Source organism: Streptomyces sp. P9(2023) (assembly GCF_032436795.1).
GTDB lineage: Bacteria > Actinomycetota > Actinomycetes > Streptomycetales > Streptomycetaceae > Streptomyces.
Genome location: NZ_JAUPWM010000003.1, coordinates 61,127 through 84,290, shown reverse-complemented (window position 1 = coordinate 84,290; position 23,164 = coordinate 61,127). Strand labels below are relative to the sequence as shown.

The window sequence follows — 23,164 nt, the reverse complement described above, 5'->3', positions numbered from 1 at the left end:
ACCGCGGCCGGTGCGGGCGGCTCACCACCGCCCGTACCGGCCGCATCGCGTTCCAGGCCTGCTACGCGGGAACCCGCTCCGGCTCCTCCGCCGCGGCCGGCAGGGTCTCCGGCAGCAGCGCGAAGCAGCCCAGGCTGACCAGCGCCATCACCGTCAGATACGCCGCCACCCCCCAGGGCGGGCCCGCACCGCCGGACAGCGCCGTCGCCACGATCGGGGTCAGGGCCCCGCCCAGGACGCCCGCCAGGTTGTAGCCGACCGCCGCGCCCGTGCACCGCACCCTCGGCTCGTAGAGCTCGGGGAGGTACGCGGCGACCACCGCGAACATCGTGATGAACGCCAGCAGCGCGCCCACGAACCCGAGGAACATCAGCACCGGCTGTCCCGTGTGCAACAGCGCGATCATCGGGAACATCCACGCCGCCGAGGCCGCACAGCCGATCAGGCAGAGCGGACGGCGGCCGTAGCGGTCGCCCAGCATCGCCGCCGGCGGCGTCACCACCCCCGAGATCGCCACCGCCGCCATGATGCAGACCAGCATGGTCGTACGGCCGACCCCCAGCCGCTCGGTGCCGTAGGCCAGGGCCCAGGTGGAGACCGTGTAGAACACCGCGTACCCGACGGCGAGCGCCCCGGCGGTGAGCAGGACGAGCCGCCAGTGGTCGCGCGCCACCTCGGCGAGCGGGGCGTTCGCCCGCCGCCCGGTCGCGCTCAGCTCCTCGAACTGCGGGGTCTCGGCCAGCGAGGAGCGCAGCAGCAGCCCGCCCGCCGCGAGCAGCCCGGCCGCCCAGAAGGGTACGCGCCAGCCCCACTCCCGGAACTGGGCGTCGGTGAGCGTGGCCGACAGCACCAGCATCACGCCGTTCGCGAGCAGGAAGCCGACCGGCGGGCCGATCTGCGGGAAGCTCGCCCAGAGCCCGCGCTGCCGCTCCGGCGCGTGCTCGGCGGTGAGCAGGACGGCCCCGCCCCACTCGCCGCCCAGGCCGAGCCCCTGCAGGAAGCGCAGCACGAGCAGCAGGACGGGGGCGGCGATGCCGATCGTCGCGTACGTCGGGACGAGGCCGACCGCGACCGTGGCGCAGCCGGTGAGCACGAGTGAGGCGAACATGACCGGGCGTCGCCCGTACCGGTCGCCGACGTGGCCGAAGAGCGCCGAGCCGAGCGGTCGGGCCACGAAACCGACGGCGAAGGTGCCGAACGCGGCCAGGGTCCCGGCGAGGGGGGAGAAGGTCGGGAAGAACAGCGGCCCGAGGACGAGCGCGGCGGCGGTCCCGTAGACGAAGAAGTCGAAGAACTCGATGGCCGTGCCGACGAGTGACGCGGCGGCGAGCCGCGCCATGGACGGGGCGGCGGGGGAGGCCTTGGCGGCGTCCGGAGCGTCCGGAGCGTCCGGATCGGTGGGCGTGTCCCGGGCCGTGGGGGAGACGTCCGTCGGAGGAGGGGAGTCCGGGTCCGGCGACGGACGCGGAGAGTGACTGTGGCGCATGTCGCGCCAACTACCCGGGCTCCACCGGAGTTACGGGGGGCGTGCGGAAGCACACGGTCATCAACCGTGCGCCGCCGCCGGTCAGAGCCGCCGCCCGGGACCCGGGGGAGGAGTCACCAGCCGCGCGCGTGCCACTCCGGCAGGCTCGGCCGCTCGTCACCGAGCGTGGTGTCCTTGCCGTGGCCCGGGTAGACCCAGCTTTCGTCCGGCAGGACCGCGAAGAGCTTGGTCTCCACGTCCTGGATCAGGCTCGCGAAGGCCTCCGGGTCCTTCCAGGTGTTGCCGACGCCGCCGGGGAACAGGCAGTCGCCGGTGAAGACGTGCGGGTGGCCGTGCGGGTCGTCGTAGACCAGCGCGATCGAGCCGGGCGTGTGCCCGACGAGCCGGCGGGCGGTCAGCGAGACCCGGCCGACCATGATCGTGTCGCCGTCCTCGACCAGGACGTCCGTCGCGACGGGGATGCCCTCGGCGTCGTACGCCCCGGCGTACGTCCGCGCCCCGGTCGCCGCGACCACCTCGGCCAGCGCCTGCCAGTGGTCGCCGTGCTGGTGGGTGGTGACGACGGACGCGATGCCGTCGTCACCGATCAGCGTCAGGAGCGTGTCGGCGTCGTTGGCCGCGTCGATCAGCAGCTGCTCGCCGGTCGCCCGGCAGCGCAGCAGATACGCGTTGTTGTCCATCGGGCCGACGGCGACCTTGGAGATCATCAGGTCCGTCAACTCGTGCACATCGGCGGGCCCGCCGACCTTCACAGCTCCGCTGTACGTCATGGGCTCAGCCTATCGCCGGGCACCGACAGGCGGGGTCCCAACGGCCGGGACTACAGCGGCGGGAGCGTCGGCAGCGGACCGTTCTTGGTGCGGAGGGTGGAGCCGTCGCGGCGGCCGGCGAGCCAGCCGAGCAGGTCGGCGGCGGAGCCCTGGACGACGACGCCGTCCTCCTCGGGCTCCCGGCCGGTCCACCACAGGTGGCCGTCGTCGGACCAGAGGGCCGTCTTCGGGACGCTGTCGAGGCCGGTGAACCGCTCCGCCAGGAACTCGATCTCCCGGGTCACGAACTCCTCCGGCAGGTCCTCCAGCTCGTAGCCGATCCCGAGGTCGACGTGGTGCAGGGCCACCTCGACCCAGCGGCGGAAGGGGATCCGGGCGGCCCGGTCCGTGACGCCGTTACGGAGCTCCACGATCCGGTCCCAGTCGGCGGGCTCCGCGCCCACGGCCTGGAAGCGCTCGCCGGTCGCGCGGACGTCGGCGAGCTGCTCGGCGAGGGGGCGCGGGGCATCGCGCTCGATGTCGGCGTCGCGGGTGGTGGCGTCGGGGTACATGGGCCGGCCCTGGAGGACGTTCACCAGGGCGTCGGCGTTGCGGGCGATATGGGCAAGGACGTGGCCACGGGTCCAGCCGGGAAGCCGTGACGGCTCGGCGACCGCCGCGTTGTCCAGGGAAGCGGACGCGTCGAGGAGTCGCTCGGTCGCTTCGCGTACAGAGGCCAGGTCACGCACATGGTCGATCATGAGGCCGACCCTAGCGCCGCCACTCGTTCGGGTGAAGCGGTCGGATCGAGGCCGGAAATCGAATGTGCGTGCTATAGGCTCGGTGGAAGCATCCGGCATCCTTGGTTGTTGGGTACTCAGGCACATCCAGTACACATCCAGGCATATCTGCGACCCGCACTCCTGTGCCTCCGCTCTCTCAAGAAAGGTGCGGACCGGCGTGGCCGACCGTCTCATCGTTCGTGGCGCTCGCGAGCACAACCTCAAGAACGTCTCGCTCGACCTCCCCCGTGACTCCCTCATCGTCTTCACCGGGCTGTCGGGGTCGGGCAAGTCCTCCCTCGCGTTCGACACGATCTTCGCCGAGGGGCAGCGCCGGTATGTCGAGTCGCTCTCTTCGTACGCCCGGCAGTTCCTCGGCCAGATGGACAAGCCGGACGTCGACTTCATCGAGGGTCTCTCGCCCGCCGTCTCCATCGACCAGAAGTCGACCTCGCGCAACCCGCGCTCGACGGTCGGCACCATCACGGAGGTCTACGACTACCTCCGGCTGCTCTTCGCGCGCATCGGCAAGCCGCACTGTCCCGAGTGCCGCCGCCCGATCTCCCGGCAATCGCCGCAGGCCATCGTCGACAAGGTCCTGGAGCTGCCCGAGGGCAGCCGCTTCCAGGTCCTCTCGCCGCTGGTGCGCGAGCGCAAGGGCGAGTTCGTCGACCTCTTCGCCGACCTCCAGACCAAGGGCTACAGCCGGGCGCGGGTGGACGGGCAGACCATCCAGCTCAGCGAACCGCCGACGCTGAAGAAGCAGGAGAAGCACACGATCGAGGTGGTCGTCGACCGCCTCACCGTGAAGGACAGCGCCAAGCGCCGGCTGACCGACTCCGTCGAGACCGCCCTCGGGCTCTCCGGCGGCATGGTCGTCCTCGACTTCGTCGATCTCGCCGAGGACGACCCCGAGCGCGAGCGGATGTACTCGGAGCACCTCTACTGCCCGTACGACGACCTCTCCTTCGAGGAGCTGGAGCCGCGCTCCTTCTCCTTCAACTCGCCCTTCGGCGCCTGCCCGGACTGCACCGGCATCGGCACCCGCATGGAGGTCGACCCGGAGCTGATCGTCCCGGACGAGGACCGCTCGCTGGACGAGGGCGCCATCCACCCCTGGTCGCACGGCCACACCAAGGAGTACTTCGGCCGGCTCATCGGCGGCCTCTCCCAGGCGCTCGGCTTCCGTACGGACCTGCCGTACGCCGCACTCCCCGCGCGGGCCAAGAAGGCCCTCATGCACGGCCACAAGACCCAGGTCGAGGTCCGCTACCGCAACCGGTACGGACGCGAGCGGGCCTACACCACCCCGGCGTTCGAGGGCGCCGTCTCCTTCGTCAAGCGGCGGCACAGCGAGGCCGAGAGCGACTCCAGCCGCGAGCGCTTCGAGGGCTATATGCGCGAGGTGCCCTGCCCCACCTGTGAGGGCACGCGCCTCAAGCCGATCGTCCTCGCCGTCACGGTCATGGAGCGGTCGATCGCCGAGGTCGCCGCGATGTCGATCAGCGAGTGTGCCGAGTTCCTCGGCCGCCTGAAGCTGAACGCCCGGGACAAGAAGATCGCCGAGCGGGTCCTGAAGGAGGTCAACGAGCGGCTGCGGTTCCTGGTCGACGTCGGCCTCGACTACCTCTCCCTCAACCGCGCGGCCGGCACGCTCTCCGGTGGCGAGGCCCAGCGCATCCGGCTCGCCACCCAGATCGGCTCCGGTCTGGTCGGCGTGCTCTACGTCCTGGACGAGCCGTCGATCGGCCTCCACCAGCGCGACAACCACCGGCTCATCGAGACCCTGGTCCGGCTGCGGGACATGGGCAACACGCTGATCGTGGTCGAGCACGACGAGGACACCATCAAGGTCGCCGACTGGGTCGTGGACATCGGCCCCGGCGCCGGCGAGCACGGCGGCAAGGTCGTCCACTCCGGCCCCTTGAAGGAGCTGCTCGCCAACAAGGAGTCGATGACCGGGCAGTACCTCTCCGGGCGCAGGGCCATCGGGATGCCGGACATCCGCCGCCCCGTGGACCCCACGCGCCGGCTCACCGTGCACGGCGCCCGGGAGAACAACCTCCAGGACATCGACGTCTCGTTCCCGCTCGGCGTCCTCACGGCCGTCACCGGCGTCTCGGGCTCAGGCAAGTCGACGCTGGTCAACGACATCCTCTACACCCACCTGGCGCGCGAGCTGAACGGCGCCAAGTCGGTGCCCGGGCGGCACACGCGCGTGGACGGCGACGACCTCGTGGACAAGGTCGTGCACGTCGACCAGTCGCCGATCGGCCGCACCCCGCGGTCGAACCCGGCGACGTACACCGGAGTCTTCGACCACGTCCGCAAGCTCTTCGCCGAGACGATGGAGGCGAAGGTCCGCGGCTATCTGCCGGGCCGGTTCTCCTTCAACGTCAAGGGCGGCCGCTGCGAGAACTGCTCCGGCGACGGCACGATCAAGATCGAGATGAACTTCCTGCCGGACGTCTACGTCCCGTGCGAGGTCTGCCACGGCGCCCGGTACAACCGGGAGACGTTGGAGGTCCACTACAAGGGCAAGTCCATCGCCGAGGTCCTGGACATGCCGATCGAGGAGGCCCTGGACTTCTTCGAGGCGGTCCCGACGATCGCGCGCCATCTGCGCACGCTCAACGAGGTCGGCCTCGGGTACGTCCGGCTCGGCCAGTCCGCGCCGACGCTCTCGGGCGGTGAGGCGCAGCGCGTGAAGCTCGCCTCCGAGCTCCAGAAGCGGTCGACCGGCCGCACGGTCTACGTCCTGGACGAGCCCACGACGGGTCTGCACTTCGAGGACATCTCGAAGCTGATCACGGTCCTGTCGGGCCTGGTGGACAAGGGCAACTCGGTGATCGTCATCGAGCACAACCTCGACGTCATCAAGACCGCGGACTGGGTCATCGACATGGGCCCCGAGGGCGGCAACGGCGGAGGTCTGGTGATCGCCGAGGGCACGCCCGAGGAGGTCGCCTCGGTCCCGGCGAGCCACACGGGCAAGTTCCTCCGCGAGATCCTGGGCGCGGACCGCATCAGCGACGCGAGCGTGCCGGCGGCGCGGAGCGGGAACGGGGCGGCGAAGAAGACGGCCACGAAGAAGGCCGTGCCCGCGGCCAAGAAGGCCCCTGTGAAGAAGGCGGCGCCCGCCAAGAAGACGGCCGCGAGGGCGCGCAAGGCGTGACGGGCTGGGTGGGGCGGGGCGCCTGCGGCGGGCCTCTCCCCACCCCGCCCCTTCCCGAAACTGGGGGCAGGCCCCCAGACCCCCCGTACGCGCTCCGCGCGTGTCCTCAAACTCCCCCTACGCCCGGAGGCGTGGGGGGACCCCCAGACGGGCTGATTCCCAGCTCGTTCGCGTACGGAGGCTCCGCGCCCGGGCGGGTGCAGGTGAGGGCTGCCGCCCTCGCCGCGTACGTCAGGAGGGCGGACCAGGCCTCGGGGTCCAGCGCGTGGACCGGGCGGTCGCCCAAACCGTGGAGCAGGGCCGCGTTCACGGTGTCGCCCGCGCCGATCGTGTCCGCGACCTCGACCCGTATCGCCGTTACCGACACCTCGTACGACGGGGTGTGGACCGTCAGGCCCGCCGCGCCACGCGTCACGACGACCGCCGACGGCCCCCGCTCCAGCCACCCCGCGGGAGTGCCGTCCAGCCAGGCCGCGTCCTCCTCCGAGAGCTTCAGGACCGAGACGTACGGCAGCCAGGACGTGAACCGCTCGCGGTAGGCGGCCGCGTCCGGGATCAGGCCCGGCCGGATGTTCGGGTCGAGCAGCGTCAGGGCGCCCCGCCCGGCCTCCCGCCGCAGCAGCGCCTCGTACGCGCTCGCGCCCGGTTCGAGCGCCAGCGAACACGTGCCGAACGCGACCGCCCGTACGTCCTCCGGCAGCCGTTCCGGCAGGGCGAAGAGCCGGTCGGCCGTGCCCTCGACGTAGAAGCCGTACTCCGCCGAGCCGTCCGCGCCGACCGAGGCGACCGCGAGCGTCGTCGGCTCCGGGCCGCGCTGCACCAGCTCCGTCGCCACCCCCGCCGCCCGCAGCCCGTCCATGAGCGCCTCGCCGAACGCGTCCGTCGAGACCCGCGAGCAGAAGGTGACCGACGCGCCGAGGCGCCCCAGCGCCACGGCGGTGTTGTACGGCCCCCCGCCCCTGCGGGGCACCAGCGCGGGCAGCGGCCCGGGCCCGGGCGCGGCCCCGTCCGGGACCAGATCGATCAAGGACTCACCGGCGACGACGATCACGCCTGTGAACGTAACCCATGCCCCAACGGCCACGACAGCCCCCGCCTACGCCCGTGCGGCCCCTGCGTAGGCCCGCGCGACCCCCGCGCAGGCCCGCGAGGACGCGCCGGTATCGTCGGTTCGGTCACCGCTTGCCCCGATCCCACCGTGGAGCGCTCATGTCCGGCCAGTCCACCCGCCGCACCGTACTGAAAGGCGCCGCCCTCGCCGGAGCCGCCGGGCTGGGTGTCGCCGCCTGTTCCACGGAGTCCAAGCTCGGGCACGCCGAGGTCCCGACCCCGACCGCCCCGGTGACCCTCGGTGCCCCCGAGGACGTGCCCGTCGGCGGAGCCCGGCTCTACCGCGAGCAGCGGGTCCTGGTGAGCTGCCCGGCCAAGGGCCAGTACAAGGCGTTCAGCGCCCAGTGCACCCACGCCGGCTGCGTCCTCGACAAGATCGAGGACAACGAGGGCAACTGCCCCTGCCACGGCAGCCGCTTCGACGTCACCACCGGCAAGGCCATCCAGGGCCCGGCGACCGTCCCGCTCCCCGAGGTCCCGGTCCGGATCGAGGGCGGAAAGCTCGTCGCGGGCCCGGAGGCGTAGCCGCGCGCGGTCGAGGCTCCCTACGCCCAGTCCCAGTCGATCCCCAGGATCCCCGGCCGTACCCCCTGCTCCACCAGATGCACCGTCCGGTGCCGGCCGCTCAGCGTCAGGTCCGAGCGGCCACCGCGCGGCGCGCCCGCCGAGGCCTGGGCGAAACGCCGGCACCGTACCGGCAGCGCCGCCTCGTCGAACCGCACCTGCAGCACGTACTGCCCGCCCGCGAAGCTGAATCCCCGGACGTACTCCCCGCTCGGGCCGCCGGTCCCGTCCTCGAAGCCGTAGCCGAAGAGGTACGTCTCCCCGGCCCGCAGCCGCGCGTCGAAGAGCAGCTCCGCGACGAGCACGCCCGTCTCCGCGTGCCACCGCAGCCGCCCCGTACGGCAGTTGTCCGTGGCCCGCACCTCCACCCGAGAGGGGTCGCAGCCCGGATCGCCGTGGTGGATGGCGAGATAGCGGTCGATCCCGTCCCGGTGCGCCCGCACCACGTGCTGCGACGCCCGCCCCACCAGCTCCCGGCCCGCCCCGATCCGTACCCGCTCGTGGTGGCCGACCGTGTGCAGCCCGCCGTCCAGCGGCGACTCCAGCTCGCCGAGCAGCGCCTCCACCGCCCCCGACGCCTCCACCAGCGAGCGGTACGAACGAGCCGCCGGCCGCTCCACGTCGGCGCGCGCCTCCGAGTCCTCGGCCAGCAGCCGGATCAGCGAGTTCCCCGGCAGCTGGAGGACCTCCTCCAGGGCGCGGACGGCCTTCATCGACTCCGGCCGCTGCGGGCGGCGGGCACCCTGCTGCCAGTAACTGAGGCTGGTCACCCCGACCTTGATGCCCCGGTGGGCGAGATGGTGCTGCACCCGCTGGAGCGGAAGGCCGCGCACCGCGAGGGCCGTGCGCAGCGCCAGATGGAACGGTCCGGTGTGCAGCAACTGCACCAGATCGGCCTCGGTGTGCCCCACGGGACTCCTCAGTGAACATTCACGACGACGCCGGCGGACCCTCGTGCCGCCGGGGGCGGGCCCGCAGCTGGCGCGCGGGCGCGCGTTCACACCCGGGTCACACCGTTCACAGCCCGCCGTCACCCCGCATTGAAGCGTGTTGACCGGATCCGGACAACGTTCGATGCTCCTGAGCAGCGTCCGGACGCGCTCCTCCAACTCCCCACATCCCCACCCCCACTCCCCACCCCCCGCCTCGGGAGGAACGCGATGCGCAGTAGAAAGCTGTCCCTGGCGGCACTCGCCGCTGCCGCACTCTTCCTGCTCCCCATGTCCTCGGCGACCGCCGCGCCGACGACCGAGGACGCCGCCGCCCTCGGGTACAAGCGGCTGAACATCACCATGCAGGCGCAGCAGAAGACCAACTGGTGCTGGGCCGCCGGCGGCAACACCATCGCCACCTGGTTCGGCCGGAACTACAGCCAGAACCAGTTCTGCAACGCCGCCTTCAACCGCCAGCAGGGCTACGACTGCCCCAACAACCAGGCCACGCTCGGCAATGTGCAGACCGGCCTGCGCTGGGCGGGCGTCAACCCCGGCTCGTACGTGACGGGCTGGCTGCGCTACCCGACCGTGCAGACCGAGATCAACGCCGACCGCCCGATCGAGACCCGGATCCAGTGGGCGAGCGGCGGCGGTCACATGCATGTGATCTACGGCTACGACGACACCGACAGCTGGGTCTACTGGGGCGATCCCTGGCCCTCCAGCGACCGCTACAACTGGGCCTCGCACGCCTGGTACGTCGACAACGGCTCCTTCTCCTGGACCCACTCGCTCTACCGGATAGGAGCGTGACGACGATGAATCCGATACGTGCCATCGGCGCCGGGTTCCTGTCCGCGGCGGCCCTCGTCGCGCTCGGTGCGGTGCCGGCGGACGCCGCCGACGCCCCGCCGACGGCCGCGACGCCCGAGGCGGCGGCGTCGGCCCCCGCGACCCTGGACACGCTCTCCCGGTTCTTCGCCCGCGACGGAGTCCTCGCCCGCTCGGCGGCGCGGCCCCGCGTCGAGGGCGTCTCCGTCCCGGTGCGGGTGCTGTCCCCGGAATTCGTGGCGGGGAAGGCGGGCGCACCCGTCGCCCGCGTCGAGTTCCACGCCAGCAGGGCGGTCGCCTCGGACGGGCAGACGGCCTCGCTGTGGACCGCGCGGCAGGCGGACGGCGGCTGGCAGGTCGTGAACATCGCCACCGGTGACGACGAGGTCAGGTACGCGGGGGAGGGCGCGAAGGCCCTGCCGGGCGGGATCGTGTTCCGCGAGCCGCAGATCGACGCCTGGTACGTCCAGAAGGGCGCGAAGGTGCTCCCGCTGGACGAGGACGCGGTACGCGCGGCCGGGCAGAACGGCACCAGCCTGACCGCGTACCGGGACCGGGTCGCCCGGGCCTACGGGGACAAGCTGCCCGGCTCCGCCTACGCCCGCAAGGGCACGGCCGGCGGCTACGACACCCCCGCCGCCGCCGACGACGAGCCCCTGGTCACGGCCGCCTCCGCGACGGCGGGCGCGGGCGCGGCACTCGCCCTGGGCCTCATCGGCACGCGCGCGTGGCGGCGCCGCAGGCCGACGGCCTGATCCCACTCGCAGGCCGGTACCCGGCCCCCACCCAGGTACCGGCCTGCGGCACGTCCCACCCGCCCCTCACCGCGCCAGGTACCCCCCGTCCACCGGCAGCACCACGCCCGTGATGAACGACGCCTCGTCCGAGGCGAGGAAGAGGATCGCCCGCGCCACCTCCTCCGGGGTGCCGAAGCGGCGCATCGGGTGCAGGGCGACGATCTCCGTCAGGTACTCCGGGCCGCCCGGCTCCGACCAGGCCGCCGCGACGCGTTCCGTCTCGATCGTGCCCGGGGCCACCGCGTTCACCCGGATCCCGCGCTCCGCCCACTCGACCGCCAGGTGCTTCGTCAGCCCCGAGGCCACGAACTTGGCCGGGCCGTAGACCGCCTGGCGGGCCTGCCCCGCGACGCCGGAGATCGAGGACGTGCAGACGACCGCCCCGCCGCCCTCCTGCCCGGCCATCGCCTCGATCGCGTACTTGCAGGTCAGGAAGGTGCCCCGGCCGTCCACGGCCATGACCCGGTCCCACTCCTCCACGGTCGCCTCCAGGACGTCGGAGAGCGGGATCAGCCCGGCGTTCGCCACCGCGACGTCCAGCCGCCCGAACCGTTCCACCGCCGTCGCGACCATCCGCCGTACGTCCTCCTCCCGGGAGACGTCGCCGACCACCAGTGCCACGGACGCGTCGAGCGTCCCGAGCCGCTCCTCGTCCAGGTCGGCGGCCACCACCCGCGCGCCCTCCCGGGCGAAGAGCTGGGCCGTCGCCCGCCCGATCCCGCTCGCCGCGCCCGTGACCAGGCACACCCGGCCCGCGAGCCGCCCGGCCGCCGGCCCTGTCGCTTGTCCCGCCGCCTCCGTCGTCATGCCCGGCCAACGAGCGGACGCGGTCTGAGTGTCGGCCCCCGCCAGTAGGGTGGGGAACATGGCCGACCCCTCCAGCTACCGCCCCAGGCCGGGGCAGATCCCCGACTCGCCGGGGGTCTACAAATTCCGCGACGAGCACCGCCGGGTGATCTACGTAGGGAAGGCGAAGTCCCTGCGCCAGCGGCTGGCGAACTACTTCCAGCCGCTCGCGAGCCTGCACCCGCGCACGGCCACGATGGTCACGACGGCCGCCTCCGTGGAGTGGACCGTCGTCTCGACCGAGGTCGAGGCGCTCCAGCTGGAGTACTCCTGGATCAAGGAGTTCGACCCCCGGTTCAACGTCAAGTACCGGGACGACAAGAGCTATCCCTACCTCGCGGTGACCCTGAACGAGGAGTTCCCGCGCGTCCAGGTCATGCGCGGCCACAAGAAGAAGGGCGTGCGCTACTTCGGGCCGTACGCCCACGCGTGGGCCATCCGCGAGACCGTCGACCTGATGCTCCGCGTCTTTCCCGTACGGACCTGCTCCGCCGGTGTCTTCCGTAACGCCGCCTCCGCCGGCCGCCCCTGCCTTCTCGGGTACATCGGCAAGTGCTCCGCCCCCTGCGTCGGCCGGGTCACCCCCGACGAACACCGCGACCTGGCCGAGGAGTTCTGCGACTTCATGGCCGGCCGCACCGGCACGTACATCCGCCGCCTGGAGCAGCAGATGACGGCGGCGGCCGAGGAGATGGAGTACGAGAAGGCGGCCAGGCTCCGCGACGACATAGGGGCGCTGCGGCGCGCCATGGAGAAGAACGCGGTCGTCCTCGCCGACGCCACCGACGCCGACCTCATCGCGCTCGCCGAGGACGAGCTGGAGGCGGCCGTCCAGATCTTCCACGTCCGGGGCGGCCGGGTGCGCGGCCAGCGCGGCTGGGTCACGGACAAGGTCGAGGCCGTCTCGACGGCCGGCCTGGTCGAGCACGCGATCCAGCAGCTGTACGGCGAGGAGAGCGGCGAGGCGGTCCCCAAGGAGGTCCTCGTCCCGGCCGTCCCCGAGGACGCCGAGGCCGTCACGCAGTGGCTGAGCGGCCGCCGGGGCTCCCAGGTCTCCCTCCGCGTCCCGCAGCGCGGTGACAAGAAGGACCTGATGGAGACGGTCGCGCGCAACGCCCAGCAGGCGCTGGTACTGCACAAGACCAAGCGCGCCAGCGATCTGACCACCCGCTCCCGGGCCCTGGAGGAGATCGCCGAGGCCCTGGACCTGGACTCGGCGCCGCTGCGGATCGAGTGCTTCGACATCTCGCACCTCCAGGGGCAGGACGTCGTGGCGTCCATGGTCGTCTTCGAGGACGGGCTGCCGCGCAAGAGCGAGTACCGCCGGTTCCAGATCAAGGGCTTCGAGGGCCAGGACGACGTCCGCTCGATGCACGAGGTGATCGGCCGCCGCTTCAAGCGCTACCTCGCCGAGAAGGAGAAGACGGGGGAGTGGGGCCCGGACGGCGTGGCCGTGGACGCCGACGGCGACGCGGTCGACACCCACGGTGACGGCCCGGCGGCCGACGGCGTGAACGGCTCCGGCGAGGTGCCCGTGGACGACGGCCGCCCGAAGCGTTTCGCGTACCCGCCGCAGCTCGTCGTCGTGGACGGCGGGCAGCCCCAGGTCGCCGCCGCCCGTAGGGCCCTGGACGAGCTGGGCATCGACGACATCGCCGTCTGCGGCCTCGCCAAGCGCCTTGAGGAGGTCTGGCTGCCGGGCGACGACGACCCGGTCGTACTGCCCCGCTCCAGCGAGGGTCTCTACCTCCTTCAGCGGGTACGTGACACGGCTCACGACTTCGCCATCCGCTACCAGCGCTCGAAGCGGAACAAGCGGGTCAGGAGCAGCCCGCTGGACGCGGTCCCGGGCCTCGGGGATACCCGCAAACAGGCGTTGATCAAGCATTTCGGCTCGGTGAAGCGGCTTCGGCAGGCGACAATCGAGCAGATCATCGAGGTGCCCGGCATGGGCAGGAAGACGGCCGAAGCCGTGGCCGTGGCTCTCGCCCAGGCGGCTCCGGCCGCACCCGCCGTGAACACCGCCACAGGAGAGATCATGGAAGACGACGGGGGCACCACGGCATGACCGAGAACGAGCACGAACACGAACAGCACGACGAGCACGACACAGGAAGCGGAGCAGGACACGTGAGTACGGGCACGAAGGAGGCCGGCGAGGCCGCCGACGCGGCGGCCATCCCCGAGCTGGTGATCATCTCCGGCATGTCCGGCGCCGGCCGGTCCACCGCGGCGAAGTGCCTGGAGGACCTCGGCTGGTTCGTCGTCGACAACCTGCCGCCCGCGCTGATCCCCACCATGGTGGAGCTCGGCGCCCGTTCCCAGGGCAACGTGGCCCGGATCGCCGTCGTCGTCGACGTCCGCGGCCGGCAGTTCTTCGACGCCCTGCGGGAGTCCCTCGCCGCCCTCGACGCCCAGCAGGTCACCCGGCGGATCGTCTTCCTGGAGTCCTCCGACGAGGCCCTGGTCCGGCGGTTCGAGTCGGTCCGCAGGCCGCACCCGCTGCAGGGCGACGGCCGCATCACCGACGGCATCGCCGCCGAGCGCGACCTGCTGCGCGAGCTGCGCGGCGACGCCGACCTGGTGATCGACACCTCCAGCCTCAACGTCCACGAGCTGCGCGCCAAGATGGACGCCCAGTTCGCAGGCGACGAGGAGCCGGAGCTGCGGGCCACGGTCATGTCCTTCGGATTCAAGTACGGGCTGCCCGTCGACGCCGACCTCGTCGTCGACATGCGCTTCCTGCCCAACCCGCACTGGGTCCCCGAGCTGCGCCCGTTCACCGGGCTCAACGAGGAGGTCTCGGCGTACGTCTTCAACCAGCCCGGGGCCAAGGAGTTCCTCGACCGCTACACCGAGCTGCTCCAGATGATCGCCGCGGGCTACCGCCGCGAGGGCAAGCGGTACGTGACCATCGCCGTCGGCTGCACGGGCGGCAAGCACCGCTCCGTCGCCACGTCCGAGAAGCTCGCCGCCCGCCTCGCCGCGGAAGGGGTCGAGACCGTCGTCGTCCACCGGGACATGGGGCGCGAGTGAAGCCGTACCGTCGGCGTACGTCCACGCTTTCGGTACGTACGCTCCGCAGGCGCGGCGCCCAGCCCAAGGTCGTCGCGCTGGGCGGGGGCATGGGCCTGTCGGCCTCCCTGGCCGCCCTGCGCCGGATCACGGGCGACCTGACCGCCGTCGTCACCGTCGCCGACGACGGCGGCTCCAGCGGCCGGCTCCGGGAGGAGCTGGGCGTGCTGCCGCCGGGCGACCTGCGCAAGGCGCTCGCCGCGCTCTGCGGGGACGACGACTGGGGCCAGACCTGGTCCCGGGTCATCCAGCACCGCTTCCAGTCCAAGGGCGACCTGCACGAGCACGCGGTCGGCAATCTGCTGATCGTCGCGCTCTGGGAGCAGCTCGGCGATCACGTGCTGGCCCTGGACCTGGTCGGCAAGCTGCTCGGCGCGCAGGGCCGGGTGCTGCCGATGTCCGCCGTGCCGCTGGAGCTCCAGGCCCTGGTCAGGGGGCACGACCCGGAGCGCCCGGACGACGTGGACACGGTCCGTGGCCAGGCCACGGTGGCGCTCACGCCCGGTGACGTGCAGTCGGTGCACCTCGTCCCGCACGACCCGCCGGCCGTGCCCGAGGCCGTCGCCGCGGTACGGGACGCGGACTGGGTGGTGCTCGGACCGGGCTCCTGGTTCTCCTCGGTGATCCCGCACCTGCTGGTCCCCGAACTGCTCGACGCGCTCACCGAGACGAAGGCCCGCAAGGTCCTCTCGCTGAACCTCGCACCGCAGCCGGGAGAAACCGAGGGGTTCTCTCCGCAGCGTCATTTGGAGGTTTTGGGACGACACGCCCCTAAACTCGCCCTGGACGTGGTGCTGGCCGACGAGGCCGCCGTGCCCGATCGCGAGTCCCTCGCCGATGCCGCCAAGCGGCTCGGCGCCGCGGTCGAGCTGGCGCCGGTGGCCCGTGCCGACGGTCTCCCGAAGCATGATCCGGAGCTGTTGGCCGCCGCGTACGACCGTATTTTTCGGATGCATGGAAGGATCGGCCCATGGCGATGACGGCAGCGGTGAAGGACGAGATTTCCCGGCTTCCCGTCACCCGGACCTGCTGCAGGAAGGCAGAGGTCTCGTCGATCCTGCGGTTCGCGGGCGGTCTGCACCTGGTGAGCGGGCGGATCGTGATCGAGGCGGAGCTGGACACCGCGATGGCGGCCAGGCGCCTCAAGCGGGACATCCTCGAGATCTTCGGGCACAGCTCGGAGCTGATCGTGATGGCCCCCGGCGGCCTGCGGCGCGGCTCCCGCTTCGTCGTCCGGGTGGTGGCGGGCGGCGACCAGCTGGCCCGGCAGACCGGCCTGGTCGACGGCAGGGGCCGGCCGATCCGCGGGCTGCCCCCGCAGGTCGTCTCGGGTGCCACCTGCGACGCCGAGGCGGCCTGGCGCGGCGCCTTCCTGGCGCACGGCTCGCTGACCGAGCCCGGCCGCTCCTCCTCCCTGGAGGTGACCTGCCCCGGCCCGGAGGCCGCCCTCGCCCTGGTGGGCGCGGCGCGCCGGCTGAGCATCGCCGCGAAGGCCCGTGAGGTACGGGGCGTGGACCGGGTCGTCGTCCGCGACGGCGACGCGATCGGCGCCCTGCTGACCCGGCTCGGCGCGCACGAGTCGGTGCTCGCCTGGGAGGAGCGGCGGATGCGCCGCGAGGTCCGGGCCACGGCGAACCGGCTGGCCAACTTCGACGACGCCAACCTGCGCCGCTCGGCGCGCGCCGCGGTCGCCGCGGGCGCCCGGGTGCAGCGCGCGCTGGAGATCCTCGCCGACGAGGTGCCCGAGCACCTCGCGGCCGCGGGCCGGCTGCGCATGGAGCACAAGCAGGCCTCCCTGGAGGAACTGGGCGCGCTCGCCGACCCGCCGCTGACCAAGGACGCGGTCGCGGGCCGGATCCGCCGTCTGCTGGCGATGGCCGACAAGCGGGCGCAGGACCTCGGCATCCCCGGGACCGAGTCCAACCTGACGGAGGAGCTGGACGACAGCCTGGTCGGCTGACTCCTCGACTGACTCCACTCGGCTGACTCCGCATCAGCTGTTCAACTCACCGCTGCCGGTGCCTTTCTGAGGCACCGGCAGCACCCGTTCGGCTCGCACGGCACCCTTGACATGATCATGAATGATGATCAGCCTGGCGTCTGTTCACTTTCGTGGCAGACGACAGCAAGGGGGGCTTATGAGACGCAGAGCGAGAGCGATCCTCGCGGCGGGGTCACTGCTGATCGCGGGACTCGTGGCGGCGCCCGGCGCCGGGGCGGAACCTCAGGACACGAGCGGCGGCGGTGACGCCCTCTCCGTATGGCGCGCGAAGGTCACCAAGGAGCAGGTGCCGCTGATCCTCGAAGCCGGCACCGACGGCCACGAGCTGACCGAGCAGGTGCCGGAGAAGGGCTCCGCCACCGTCGAGCTCCACCTCACCGACAAGCAGGCCGGACAGCTGCGCGGCAAGGGCGTCGAGCTCGCCAAGCACACCCTCTCCGCCCAGGCCGAGAAGCGGGTCGCCGGCGCCGGGGACGGCGTCTTCCGCCCGTACGGCGGGCAGGGCGGCCTCAAGGAGGAGATCCTCGCCGCCGCCCAGGCCCACCCGGACGTCACCAAGGTCGTCTCCATCGGCAAGTCCGGCAACGGCCAGGACATCCTCGCCCTGAAGGTCAGCAAGGGCGCCAAGAAGGCCAAGGACGGCTCGAAGCCCGCGACGCTGTACATGTCCAACCAGCACGCCCGTGAGTGGATCACCCCCGAGATGACCCGGCGGCTGATGCACCAGTACCTCGACGGCTACGGCACGGACGCGCGGATCACCAGGATCGTCGACTCCACCGAGCTGTGGTTCGTGCTCTCCGCCAACCCGGACGGCTACGACTTCACCCACGCCGACCCCGAGAACCGCCAGTGGCGCAAGAACCTCCGCGACAACGACGGAGACGGCCGCATCGCCCCCGGCGACGGGGTCGACCTGAACCGTAACTTCGCCTACAAGTGGGGCTACGACAACGAGGGTTCGTCCCCCGACCCGGCCGACGAGACCTTCCGCGGCACCGGTCCGATGTCGGAGCCCGAGACCAAGGCGCTGGACGCCTTCCAGAAGCGCATCGGCTTCCGGTACGGCATCAACTACCATTCTGCCGCCCAGCTGCTGCTGTACGGGGTCGGCTGGCAGGTCGCCACCGACACCCCCGACGACGTGGCGCTCAAGGCGCTGGCCGGCACCCCGGAGAAGTCCGCCGTGCCCGGCTACCGGCCGCAGGTCTCCTCCGAGCTGTACACCACCAACGGCGAGGCCGACGGACACGCGGCGAACGTCAACGGGATGCAGATGTTCACCCCGGAGATGTCGACCTGCGCCACCGCCTCACGCGTCGACCCGAACGACGCCTGGCTGCCCGCCGACTGCGCCTCCGTCTTCACCTTCCCGGACGACGAGAAGCTGATCCAGGCGGAGTTCGCCAAGAACGTGCCGTTCGCGCTCGCCGTGGCCGAGACCGCCCTCCGCCCGGACCGGCCCGTCTCCGTCACCGGCATCGACGCCCCCGACTTCACCCCGGCCGCCTTCACCACCTCCTACGCCCGTGGCGGCGACCAGGAGGTCTCCGTGACCGCCCGCAAGTCGCTGCGCGGCAAGGAGCTGAAGTACCGGATCAACGGCGGCCGTACGCACACCGAACGGCTTGCGGCCTGGCGGGGCGGCGAGACCTACGGCGGCGAGGACAACATCTACTTCGACCAGTACCGGGCCGAGGTCGAGGACGCCGAGCCGGGCGACACCGTCGAGGTCTGGTTCACCGCCCGCACCCGCGAGGGCCGGGCGACCGCCTCCACCCCGTTCACGTACACCGTGGCCGAACGGCCCCGCGCCGACGTCCTCGTCCTCGCCGAGGAGGGCGGCACCGCCGCCGCGCGGCACACCGCCACCTACGTGAAGGCGCTCGCCGACAACGGCCGCGGGGCCGCCGTCTGGGACGTCGCCACCCAGGGCGCCCCCGACCCGCTCGGCGTGCTCAGCCACTTCCGCAGCGTCGTCTGGTACACCGGCGCCGAGGCGCCCTCCGGGCCCGTCACGCTGGCCGTACGGGAGTACCTCAACGAGGGCGGCAAGCTGATCAACGCCGGTGAGAAGTCCGGCGGTCTCGTCGACATCGGCCGGGCCACCTCCAACGACTTCGCCCAGTACTACCTCGGCGCCTACCACCGGGCGGGGCTGAACGGCCCGGCCTCCTTCGACGGAACCGGCGGCTTCGCGGGCACCACCGGAGGCCTCGGCGGCGCGGCCGGCAACCCGCTGGACAACGCCGGTGCGTACACCGTCACCTCGGACACCCTGGCGCCGCGCCAGTTCCCGCAGTTCGGCAGCAGCCGCTCGGCCGGCGACTACCCGGGTGTCCGCACCCCCTTCGAGCCGTACGAGGGCGCGTCCTTCGCCGCCGTCCGGCACACCGACGACACCTGGGCCCGGCTCAGCCGCACCGTCGACCTCACCGGCGTCGACGCGGCCTCGAAGCCCAGCCTCCGCTTCCAGGTCAGTTACGACACCGAGCCCGGCTACGACAACCTCGTCGTCGAGGCCCACACCGTCGGTCAGGACGACTGGACCACGCTGCCCGACGCCAACGGCGGTACCTCCACCGCCGCCCCGGCCGACTGCGGCGAGGGCTACTACGTCCAGGGCCACCCCTTCCTCGCCCGCTACCTGACCGTCGGCGAGGACGGCTGCGCCACCACCGGCACCACCGGCTCCTGGAACGCCTTCACCGGCCCCTCCAACGGCTGGCGGCAGGCCTCGATCGACCTGAGCGCCTACGCGGGCAAGCAGGTCGAGCTCTCGATCTCGTACATCGCCGACCCCGGCACCGGCGAGATGGGCGCCTTCGTCGACGACACCGCGCTCGTCGTCGGCGGCACCCCGGGCCAGGCCGAGGGCTTCGAGACCGCGCTCGGCGCGTGGTCCGTACCGGGACCGCCGGCCGGCAGCCCCGGAAACGGCAGCGACTGGACCCGCTCCCCGGGGCTCTTCCACTCGCAGGCGGCCGTCACCACACGCGACACCGTGCTGCTCGGTTTCGGCCTGGAGCACATGCCGAGTGCGGCGGAACGCAGCAGACTGATCCGACAGGCGCTCGGCCGGCTGCACGGCTGAGCGGCTGCCCGCACTATTGATCACAGTCAGTGATCGGGACGAAAGAGGCACCGTGGCTCGAACCAGCCGGTAATAACGGGCCACGGTGCATTCCCGGGGACTTCAGGCCGCACGCGATGTCACTCTCAGCCGATGAGAGAGGTAGGGTCGTAAGCGGTCGGGGACATCCCTAAAAGAATCTCGCCGGCGTCGAAACCGGCGTACCTAACGAGGAGATCGGTTCGTGACGATCCGCGTAGGCATCAACGGCTTTGGCCGCATCGGTCGCAACTACTTCCGCGCGCTGCTTGAGCAGGGTGCCGACATCGAGATCGTGGCTGTCAACGACCTGGGTGACACCGCGACCACCGCGCATCTGCTGAAGTACGACACGATCCTGGGACGCCTCAAGGCCGAGGTCACCCACACGGCGGACACCATCACCGTCGACGGTCACACCATCAAGGTGCTGTCCGAGCGCAACCCGGCCGACATCCCCTGGGGTGAGCTGGGCGTCGACATCGTCATCGAGTCGACCGGCATCTTCACCAAGAAGGCCGACGCCGAGAAGCACATCGCGGGCGGCGCCAAGAAGGTCCTCATCTCGGCTCCGGCCAAGGACGAGGACATCACCATCGTGATGGGCGTCAACCAGGACAAGTACGACGCGGCCAACCACCACGTCATCTCCAACGCCTCCTGCACCACCAACTGTGTGGCGCCGATGGCCAAGGTCCTCGACGAGAACTTCGGCATCGTCAAGGGCCTGATGACGACGGTCCACGCGTACACGAACGACCAGCGCATCCTGGACTTCCCGCACTCGGACCTGCGCCGCGCCCGCGCCGCCGCCGAGAACATCATCCCGACCACGACGGGCGCCGCCAAGGCCACCGCCCTGGTCCTCCCGCAGCTCAAGGGCAAGCTCGACGGCATCGCGATGCGTGTCCCGGTCCCGACCGGTTCCGCCACCGACCTCGTCGTGACGCTGCAGCGCGAGGTCACCAAGGACGAGGTCAACGCCGCGTTCAAGAAGGCCTCCGACGACGGCGACCTCAAGGGCTACCTGACCTACACCGAGGACCCGATCGTCTCCTCGGACATCGTCGGCGACCCGGCCTCCTGCACCTTCGACTCCTCCCTGACCATGGTCCAGGAGGGCAACACGGTGAAGATCCTCGGCTGGTACGACAACGAGTGGGGCTACTCCAACCGCCTCGTCGACCTCACCGTCTTCGTCGGCGGCCAGCTCTAAAGCCTCCGGAACGGGCACCTCGATGTGAGCACAGGGCTCGGACAGCGCGATGATGCGCTGTGCGAGCCCTGTCTCGTGTGCTTCACCGCGTACCAAGGAGTCAGTAGAAGATGAAGACCATCGACGAGCTTCTCGCCGAAGGCGTCGCCGGCAAGCGGGTATTCGTCCGCGCCGACCTCAACGTGCCGCTCGACGGCACGACCATCACCGACGACGGCCGCATCCGAGCCGTCCTTCCGACGGTCAAGGCGCTCGCCGTGGCCGGCGCCCGTGTCGTGGTCGCCTCGCACCTGGGCCGCCCCGACGGCGCCCCGGACGCGAAGTACTCCCTCGCCCCGGCCGCCGCGCGCCTCGGTGAACTCCTCGGCACCGACGTCGCGTTCGCGACCGACACCGTCGGCGAGTCCGCCAGGACGACCGTCGCGGGCCTGGTCGACGGCCAGGTGGCCGTGATCGAGAACCTGCGCTTCAACGCGGGCGAGACGTCCAAGGACGACGCCGAGCGCAAGGCGTTCGCCGAGCAGCTCGCCCAGCTCGCCGACCTGTACATCGGCGACGGCTTCGGCGCCGTCCACCGCAAGCACGCCTCGGTCTTCGACCTCCCGGCGCTGCTGCCGCACGCCGCCGGCCACCTCATCGCCACCGAGGTCCGCGTCCTGAAGAAGCTCACCGACGAGGTCAAGCGTCCCTACGTCGTCGTCCTCGGCGGCGCCAAGGTCTCCGACAAGCTCGCCGTCATCGACAAGCTGCTCGGCAAGGCCGACCGCATCCTCATCGGCGGCGGCATGGCCTACACCTTCCTCAAGGCCCAGGGCCACGAGGTCGGCATCTCCCTCCTCCAGGAGGACCAGATCCCGGCCGTCACCGAGTACATGGAGCGCGCCGAGAAGAACGGCGTCGAGCTGGTCCTGCCGGTCGACGTCCTCGTCTCCTCGGACTTCCCGGACCTGAAGACGAAGGCCCCGGCCGACTTCGAGACCGTCGACGCCGACAAGATCCCCTCCGACAAGGAGGGCCTCGACATCGGCCCGAAGACCCGTGAGCTGTACGCCACGAAGATCACCGACGCCGAGACCGTCTTCTGGAACGGTCCGGTGGGCGTCTTCGAGCACCCCGACTACGCCGGCGGCACCACTGCCATCGCGCAGGCCCTCCTCGACAGCAGCGCCTTCACCGTCGTCGGCGGTGGCGACTCGGCCGCGGCCGTGCGCACGCTGGGCTTCGACGAGAATGCCTTCGGCCACATCTCGACCGGCGGCGGCGCCTCCCTCGAATACCTCGAGGGCAAGACGCTCCCCGGCCTCGCCGCACTGGAGGACTGAACACCTTGACCACGCGTACCCCGCTGATGGCGGGCAACTGGAAGATGAACCTCAACCACCTCGAGGCCATCGCCCACGTCCAGAAGCTCGCCTTCGCGCTGACCACCAAGGACTACGACGCCGTCGAGGTCGCGGTCCTGCCGCCCTTCACCGACCTGCGGTCCGTCCAGACCCTGGTCGACGGCGACAAGCTCAAGATCAAGTACGGCGCCCAGGACATCTCGGCGCACGACTCCGGTGCCTACACCGGCGAGATTTCCGGCGCGATGCTGGCCAAGCTGAAGTGCGCCTACGTCACCGTGGGCCACTCCGAGCGCCGGCAGTACCACGGCGAGACCGACGAGCTCTGCAACGCCAAGGTGAAGGCCGCGTATAGGCACGACCTGACCCCGATCCTCTGCGTAGGCGAGGGCCTGGACGTCCGCAAGGCCGGCCGGCAGGTCCAGTACACCCTCGACCAGCTCGACGGCGGTCTGAAGGACCTGCCGGCCGAGCAGGCCGAGTCCATCGTGATCGCCTACGAGCCGGTGTGGGCCATCGGCACCGGCGAGGTCGCCACCCCCGAGGACGCGCAGGAGGTCTGCGGGGCGATCCGCGGGCGTCTCGCGGAGCTGTACTCGCAGGAGCTGGCCGACAAGGTCCGCATCCAGTACGGCGGCTCGGTCAAGGCCGGCAACGTGGCCGCGATCATGACGCAGCCCGACGTCGACGGTGCCCTGGTGGGCGGCGCGGCGCTGGACTCCGAGGAGTTCGTCAAGATCGTCCGCTTCCGTGATCAGTGAAGCGATCGGTGAGTAGGCGGTAGCGACGATCCGTCGTACCCTTGCGGGGGTCGGGCAGGACCTGCCCGACCCCCGTCCGTATATGTCCGAGGAAGTTGGTCCAGCCGTGGTTATGGGGTTCTCGATCACCCTGATCGTCTTCAGCGCGCTGCTGATGCTGCTCGTGCTGATGCACAAGGGGAAGGGCGGCGGCCTCTCCGACATGTTCGGCGGTGGCATGCAGTCGTCCGTGGGTGGCTCCTCGGTCGCCGAGCGCAACCTGGACCGCATCACCGTCGTGGTCGGTCTGCTCTGGTTCGCCTGCATTGTCGTGCTCGCGCTTCTGATGAAGTTGGACGTGTAACTCCAATCACTGGACGCGCGTTGGGCCTTACGTAGAC

The 23,164-nt window shown here is 71.3% G+C and carries 19 protein-coding genes; 13 read left to right on the top strand and 6 right to left on the bottom strand.

Translation table 11 applies throughout. The features are described 5' to 3' along the window. Positions 1–61: 61 nt before the first annotated feature. The 3 genes from Q5762_RS05275 to Q5762_RS05265 form a co-directional block, all read right to left on the bottom strand. A complete protein-coding gene (locus tag Q5762_RS05275) occupies positions 62–1,339 on the bottom strand; it encodes an MFS transporter (protein WP_315891090.1) in 1,278 nt (425 codons plus the stop codon). A gap of 260 nt (positions 1,340–1,599) precedes the next feature. After that, complete coding sequence (locus Q5762_RS05270; RefSeq protein WP_315890773.1) at positions 1,600–2,256, bottom strand: MBL fold metallo-hydrolase; 657 nt, start codon at positions 2,254–2,256, stop codon at positions 1,600–1,602. Positions 2,257–2,306: 50 nt separating this feature from the next. Continuing rightward, positions 2,307–2,996 carry a maleylpyruvate isomerase family mycothiol-dependent enzyme gene (locus tag Q5762_RS05265; RefSeq protein ID WP_315890772.1) on the bottom strand — a complete coding sequence of 230 codons (690 nt, stop codon included), beginning with the start codon at positions 2,994–2,996 and terminating at the stop codon, positions 2,307–2,309. Between the two features lie 199 nt (positions 2,997–3,195). Here Q5762_RS05265 and uvrA point away from each other — a divergent pair, with 199 nt between their 5' ends. Then, the gene (gene uvrA / locus Q5762_RS05260) at positions 3,196–6,192 is read left to right on the top strand and encodes an excinuclease ABC subunit UvrA (protein WP_315890771.1); all 2,997 of its coding nucleotides are present in this window, start codon (positions 3,196–3,198) and stop codon (positions 6,190–6,192) included. Between the two features lie 106 nt (positions 6,193–6,298). Here the strand turns inward: uvrA and Q5762_RS05255 are convergent, their stop codons facing one another. Next, entirely contained in the window at positions 6,299–7,243 is a 945-nt protein-coding gene (locus tag Q5762_RS05255) for a carbohydrate kinase (protein ID WP_315890770.1), read from the bottom strand. Positions 7,244–7,401: 158 nt separating this feature from the next. Here Q5762_RS05255 and Q5762_RS05250 point away from each other — a divergent pair, with 158 nt between their 5' ends. After that, on the top strand, positions 7,402–7,827 hold the full coding sequence (locus Q5762_RS05250) for a Rieske (2Fe-2S) protein (protein WP_315890769.1): 426 nt from the start codon (positions 7,402–7,404) through the stop codon (positions 7,825–7,827). 20 nt (positions 7,828–7,847) lie between these two features. Here the strand turns inward: Q5762_RS05250 and Q5762_RS05245 are convergent, their stop codons facing one another. Continuing rightward, on the bottom strand, positions 7,848–8,777 hold the full coding sequence (locus tag Q5762_RS05245; protein ID WP_315890768.1) for a hypothetical protein: 930 nt from the start codon (positions 8,775–8,777) through the stop codon (positions 7,848–7,850). A gap of 249 nt (positions 8,778–9,026) precedes the next feature. Between Q5762_RS05245 and Q5762_RS05240 the strand changes: the two genes are divergently transcribed. Next, on the top strand, positions 9,027–9,614 hold the full coding sequence (locus Q5762_RS05240; RefSeq protein ID WP_315890767.1) for a papain-like cysteine protease family protein: 588 nt from the start codon (positions 9,027–9,029) through the stop codon (positions 9,612–9,614). A 5-nt stretch (positions 9,615–9,619) separates the two neighbouring features. After that, on the top strand, positions 9,620–10,387 hold the full coding sequence (locus Q5762_RS05235; RefSeq protein ID WP_315890766.1) for a hypothetical protein: 768 nt from the start codon (positions 9,620–9,622) through the stop codon (positions 10,385–10,387). A 66-nt stretch (positions 10,388–10,453) separates the two neighbouring features. Here the strand turns inward: Q5762_RS05235 and Q5762_RS05230 are convergent, their stop codons facing one another. Continuing rightward, positions 10,454–11,296, bottom strand: a complete 843-nt coding sequence (locus tag Q5762_RS05230; RefSeq protein ID WP_315890765.1) for an SDR family NAD(P)-dependent oxidoreductase — start codon at positions 11,294–11,296, stop codon at positions 10,454–10,456. Between Q5762_RS05230 and uvrC the strand changes: the two genes are divergently transcribed. From uvrC to secG, 9 genes are all read left to right on the top strand, one after another. Further along, positions 11,295–13,343: an excinuclease ABC subunit UvrC gene (gene uvrC / locus Q5762_RS05225; RefSeq protein ID WP_315890764.1), complete on the top strand. Its 2,049-nt coding sequence runs from the start codon at positions 11,295–11,297 to the stop codon at positions 13,341–13,343. The two genes, Q5762_RS05230 and uvrC, sit on opposite strands and share 2 nt — an antisense overlap. Further along, on the top strand, positions 13,340–14,311 hold the full coding sequence (gene rapZ, locus Q5762_RS05220; RefSeq protein WP_315890763.1) for an RNase adapter RapZ: 972 nt from the start codon (positions 13,340–13,342) through the stop codon (positions 14,309–14,311). Before uvrC ends, rapZ begins: the two co-directional genes overlap by 4 nt. After that, positions 14,308–15,330 (top strand): uridine diphosphate-N-acetylglucosamine-binding protein YvcK, encoded by a 1,023-nt coding sequence (gene yvcK / locus Q5762_RS05215; RefSeq protein ID WP_315890762.1) that lies wholly within the window; start codon positions 14,308–14,310, stop codon positions 15,328–15,330. Before rapZ ends, yvcK begins: the two co-directional genes overlap by 4 nt. Then, positions 15,321–16,310, top strand: a complete 990-nt coding sequence (whiA, locus tag Q5762_RS05210) for a DNA-binding protein WhiA (RefSeq protein WP_046911893.1) — start codon at positions 15,321–15,323, stop codon at positions 16,308–16,310. Before yvcK ends, whiA begins: the two co-directional genes overlap by 10 nt. Before the next feature lie 178 nt (positions 16,311–16,488). Further along, positions 16,489–19,446: a M14 family zinc carboxypeptidase gene (locus Q5762_RS05205; RefSeq protein ID WP_315890761.1), complete on the top strand. Its 2,958-nt coding sequence runs from the start codon at positions 16,489–16,491 to the stop codon at positions 19,444–19,446. A 223-nt stretch (positions 19,447–19,669) separates the two neighbouring features. Further along, a complete protein-coding gene (gene gap / locus Q5762_RS05200) occupies positions 19,670–20,680 on the top strand; it encodes a type I glyceraldehyde-3-phosphate dehydrogenase (RefSeq protein WP_315890760.1) in 1,011 nt (336 codons plus the stop codon). Between the two features lie 110 nt (positions 20,681–20,790). After that, complete coding sequence (locus tag Q5762_RS05195) at positions 20,791–22,002, top strand: phosphoglycerate kinase (protein ID WP_315890759.1); 1,212 nt, start codon at positions 20,791–20,793, stop codon at positions 22,000–22,002. Between the two features lie 5 nt (positions 22,003–22,007). Beyond that, a complete protein-coding gene (gene tpiA, locus Q5762_RS05190; RefSeq protein WP_315890758.1) occupies positions 22,008–22,784 on the top strand; it encodes a triose-phosphate isomerase in 777 nt (258 codons plus the stop codon). A gap of 112 nt (positions 22,785–22,896) precedes the next feature. Further along, positions 22,897–23,127 carry a preprotein translocase subunit SecG gene (gene secG / locus Q5762_RS05185; protein WP_315890757.1) on the top strand — a complete coding sequence of 77 codons (231 nt, stop codon included), beginning with the start codon at positions 22,897–22,899 and terminating at the stop codon, positions 23,125–23,127. Positions 23,128–23,164: the final 37 nt, after the last annotated feature.

Excerpts from the sequence above, each read along its gene's own strand:
- Q5762_RS05240 (WP_315890767.1), top strand. The coding sequence starts at position 9,027 with ATGCGCAGTAGAAAGCTGTCCCTGGCGGCACTCGCCGCTGCCGCACTC.
- Q5762_RS05195 (WP_315890759.1), top strand. The coding sequence starts at position 20,791 with ATGAAGACCATCGACGAGCTTCTCGCCGAAGGCGTCGCCGGCAAGCGG.
- Q5762_RS05270 (WP_315890773.1), bottom strand. The coding sequence starts at position 2,256 with ATGACGTACAGCGGAGCTGTGAAGGTCGGCGGGCCCGCCGATGTGCAC.
- Q5762_RS05205 (WP_315890761.1), top strand. The coding sequence starts at position 16,489 with ATGAGACGCAGAGCGAGAGCGATCCTCGCGGCGGGGTCACTGCTGATC.
- Q5762_RS05265 (WP_315890772.1), bottom strand. The coding sequence starts at position 2,996 with ATGATCGACCATGTGCGTGACCTGGCCTCTGTACGCGAAGCGACCGAG.
- uvrC (WP_315890764.1), top strand. The coding sequence starts at position 11,295 with ATGGCCGACCCCTCCAGCTACCGCCCCAGGCCGGGGCAGATCCCCGAC.
- secG (WP_315890757.1), top strand. The coding sequence starts at position 22,897 with ATGGGGTTCTCGATCACCCTGATCGTCTTCAGCGCGCTGCTGATGCTG.
- Q5762_RS05235 (WP_315890766.1), top strand. The coding sequence starts at position 9,620 with ATGAATCCGATACGTGCCATCGGCGCCGGGTTCCTGTCCGCGGCGGCC.
- Q5762_RS05250 (WP_315890769.1), top strand. The coding sequence starts at position 7,402 with ATGTCCGGCCAGTCCACCCGCCGCACCGTACTGAAAGGCGCCGCCCTC.
- Q5762_RS05275 (WP_315891090.1), bottom strand. The coding sequence starts at position 1,339 with ATGGCGCGGCTCGCCGCCGCGTCACTCGTCGGCACGGCCATCGAGTTC.
- whiA (WP_046911893.1), top strand. The coding sequence starts at position 15,321 with ATGGCGATGACGGCAGCGGTGAAGGACGAGATTTCCCGGCTTCCCGTC.
- rapZ (WP_315890763.1), top strand. The coding sequence starts at position 13,340 with ATGACCGAGAACGAGCACGAACACGAACAGCACGACGAGCACGACACA.
- Q5762_RS05230 (WP_315890765.1), bottom strand. The coding sequence starts at position 11,296 with ATGTTCCCCACCCTACTGGCGGGGGCCGACACTCAGACCGCGTCCGCT.